This is a genomic window from Reinekea sp. (assembly GCF_982785585.1).
In genome coordinates this window covers 1-2,841 of sequence record NZ_CEYAVF010000068.1, presented here as the reverse complement: position 1 = coordinate 2,841, position 2,841 = coordinate 1, and the positions used below count along the sequence as shown (strand labels likewise).

General features: G+C 51.9%; 2 protein-coding genes. One reads left to right on the top strand and one right to left on the bottom strand.

What is annotated here, in order from left to right; genetic code table 11:
• Window positions 1–153: 153 nt before the first annotated feature.
• Window positions 154–1,437 carry an LPS O-antigen chain length determinant protein WzzB gene (locus tag AC4FIC_RS15045; RefSeq protein ID WP_490359443.1) on the bottom strand — a complete coding sequence of 428 codons (1,284 nt, stop codon included), beginning with the start codon at window positions 1,435–1,437 and terminating at the stop codon, window positions 154–156.
• Between the two features lie 167 nt (window positions 1,438–1,604).
• On the opposite strand from AC4FIC_RS15045, the gene AC4FIC_RS15040 reads away from it, so the two are divergent.
• Window positions 1,605–2,841 (top strand): phosphohexomutase domain-containing protein (locus tag AC4FIC_RS15040; protein ID WP_490359442.1); only part of this gene is annotated, 1,237 nt, incomplete at its 3' end.

The window sequence follows — 2,841 nt, the reverse complement described above, 5'->3', positions numbered from 1 at the left end:
AGGTCAATTTCGTCATCCGATGACGGTCGTAAATGAATCAAGTCCCGATTCCTTTCCGTGTCTTGCATCCTATTGAAACCTTGTTTCCGAGAGTGTCCTTATTAGTTTAGGCGAATAATGGCTCCAAGATGATTGTCTTGCTAAAAATGTGAGCTATTTTTTGATCGCAATGCGAATCAGCGCAAAAAATAAGCCTAAAAACCCCGCCAGAACGGTACCCGCCACCGCAATCAGCTTACGATTGGGTTTGATAGGTATGGTTGAGGCCACGGCCGGCTGTATTAGGGAGGCCATTCGGGCAATTGGGAAGTCGACTAACAGGTTAATCAACGCGGATTTTTGGGCGATCAGTTCGTCATAGTTGGGGATGTAAATAGTGTCGTTTTGTCGGGCTTTTAACGCTGCGATCTTCGGATCGGCAGACAATTGCGTGAGTTTAAGCTCTATGGCGGAAGATTCTGCGACATAGAGGAGGTCATCAGTCCGGGCAGCTAGCATATCCCGCTCGCCAATGAGCAATCGGGTTCCCTGGAAATAAAGCGGTTGGGCTTCCGGGGCGCCAGACAGATTATTTAGAAACTGTGCGTTGGCATTAGTAGGGCGAAGGCTTTCCCAAGATATGGGCTCGATGATCTTTAAACCACTGGCTGTCTTGATGGCTTCTTTCAATTGGGCCATACGGGTGAGTCGGTTGGTCTTAGCCTGCTGTTCGAGTAGGTTTAACTGCAATCGCAACGCATCGCTGGCTAGATTGTTTGCCTCTTCTAAGCGTGTAATTTCAGCTAATCGACCCTGTTTAACGGCTTCTTGGAGTCCTTTTAGCTGCGTTTCAATCTGACTGATCTGATCGGCCTTACGGGCCGCCGCATCATCCTTAAAGGTTTCTAATGACGATGCCAAGGCTTTAATGGCCAAGGTATTGACGAATTCGGCGGCCTCTGCTGCATTGGCTGAATCAAAGCTGATATTAACTTCTTTGAAAGGCGATCGTTCGTTGTCCAATAAATTATAGAACTCGCGTTCGATTCGGGTGATCGATAGGTCGTTGGTGATGGTGCTGAATAGCTCGTTAGGGGTTACAGCGGAATCTAAGCCAGAGAGCCGGAGCAGCTCACTCTGGTCAAAAACGGCACGTTGATTTTTGATCGAAAACAGGCTCTCTACCACCTTTTCCATGGCCTTTTCGCTATCAATCGGCACCAGTGTTTGGTCAACCATGGCCCCCAGCTCGGCAATAGATGGCGCGGCCAAAATGGCCTCTACGCGATAGATAGAGGTTTGCTGTAAGGCAATCACAACGCTTGCCACGGCGCCCAAGAGAGTGACCGCGGTCACCAATTTCCATTCACCAATCAGCTTACGCAGTAGTTCGCCGAGATCTATTTCATCGGAATTTTGGGGCCGCAGGTGGATCAGGTCTTGTTGGTTGGTGTCCATAAGCTCAAGGAAGTCCTCAAAAGAAGTTTATAACAAGTTGATAAGATTCAATTAGTGCGATTGTATGACACTGGTTATATATGACAATCTATTAATTGCCACCCAACCCTGTATTATTCGCTCTTGTCGCAGCCAATGTTAACCCAGATAGCCAATAAGGACCTAAGATGGATCTCACCTGTTTCAAAGCCTACGATATTCGGGGCGAACTCGGCGCTGAGCTGAATGTAGATATCGCCTACCGCATCGGCCGCGCGTTTGCGACCTTTCTGCAGCCTAAAAAGGTGGTAGTCGGTTGGGATGTGCGCGAGACCTCGCCGGAATTAAAGGATGCCTTTGCGCAAGGCGTGCTGGATTTTGGGGCCGATGTGATCGATCTGGGCATGTGCGGCACCGAGGAAGTCTACTTTGGTACCACGTTTTTGGCCGCCGAGGGCGGTTGTATGGTCACGGCCAGCCACAACCCGATCAATTATAACGGCATGAAGATGGTGCGCGATAACGCCAAGCCCATCTCGGCCGATACCGGTTTGGCCGATATCCGCGCCATGGCTGAATCCGGCAACTATGGCGAGAAGGCCGAGACGCCGGGCACGCTGACGCTGTTGGACAATCGCGCCGCCTATGTTGAGCACCTGATGACCTATCTGGATGTCGCTAACCTGAAGCCGATGAAGTTGGTGGTTAATGCCGGCAATGGTGCGGCGGGGCCCTCCTTGGACGCTATCGAGGCTGCTTTGTTGGCCCTGGGCGCGCCGATCGAGTTTATTAAGATACATCATGCACCGGACGCCACCTTTCCCAATGGTATTCCCAACCCGCTGTTGCATGAGCAGCAGCCGGTCACCGGTAAGGCCGTTAAGGACCATGGCGCCGACCTCGGTATCGCCTGGGATGGCGACTTTGACCGCTGCTTTATGTGGGATGAAGACGGCAACTTTATCGAGGGCTACTATATAGTCGGCCTGCTGGCGGAAGCCTTCTTGGCCAAGCAACCGGGTGCCAAGATCGTCTACGATCCGCGTTTGGTGTGGAATACCGTCGAAATCGTCGAGGCGGCGGGCGGTGTGCCGATTCAGTCGGTCTCGGGTCACACCTTTATTAAGGAGCGGATGCGCAAGGAAGACGCGGTCTATGGCGGTGAGATGAGTGCGCATCACTACTTTAGAGACTTTGCCTATGCCGACTCGGGCATGATCCCCTGGTTATTGATTATCGATCTGTTGAGTCGTAAGCAGACCACGCTGAAGACGCTGGTCGAAGATCGCATGGCCAAGTTCCCCAGCCCGGGCGAGATCAATAGCAAGGTGGCCGATGCCGATGAAGCCATGTCGCGCGTCTATCAGGCCTATAAGCCCGATGCCATTGGCGAAGACCGAACCGATGGTTTGTCGCTGGAGTTCG

Bases quoted from the DNA above. Each gene is read 5' to 3' on its own strand.
- AC4FIC_RS15045 (WP_490359443.1), bottom strand. From the start codon at position 1,437: ATGGACACCAACCAACAAGACCTGATCCACCTGCGGCCCCAAAATTCC.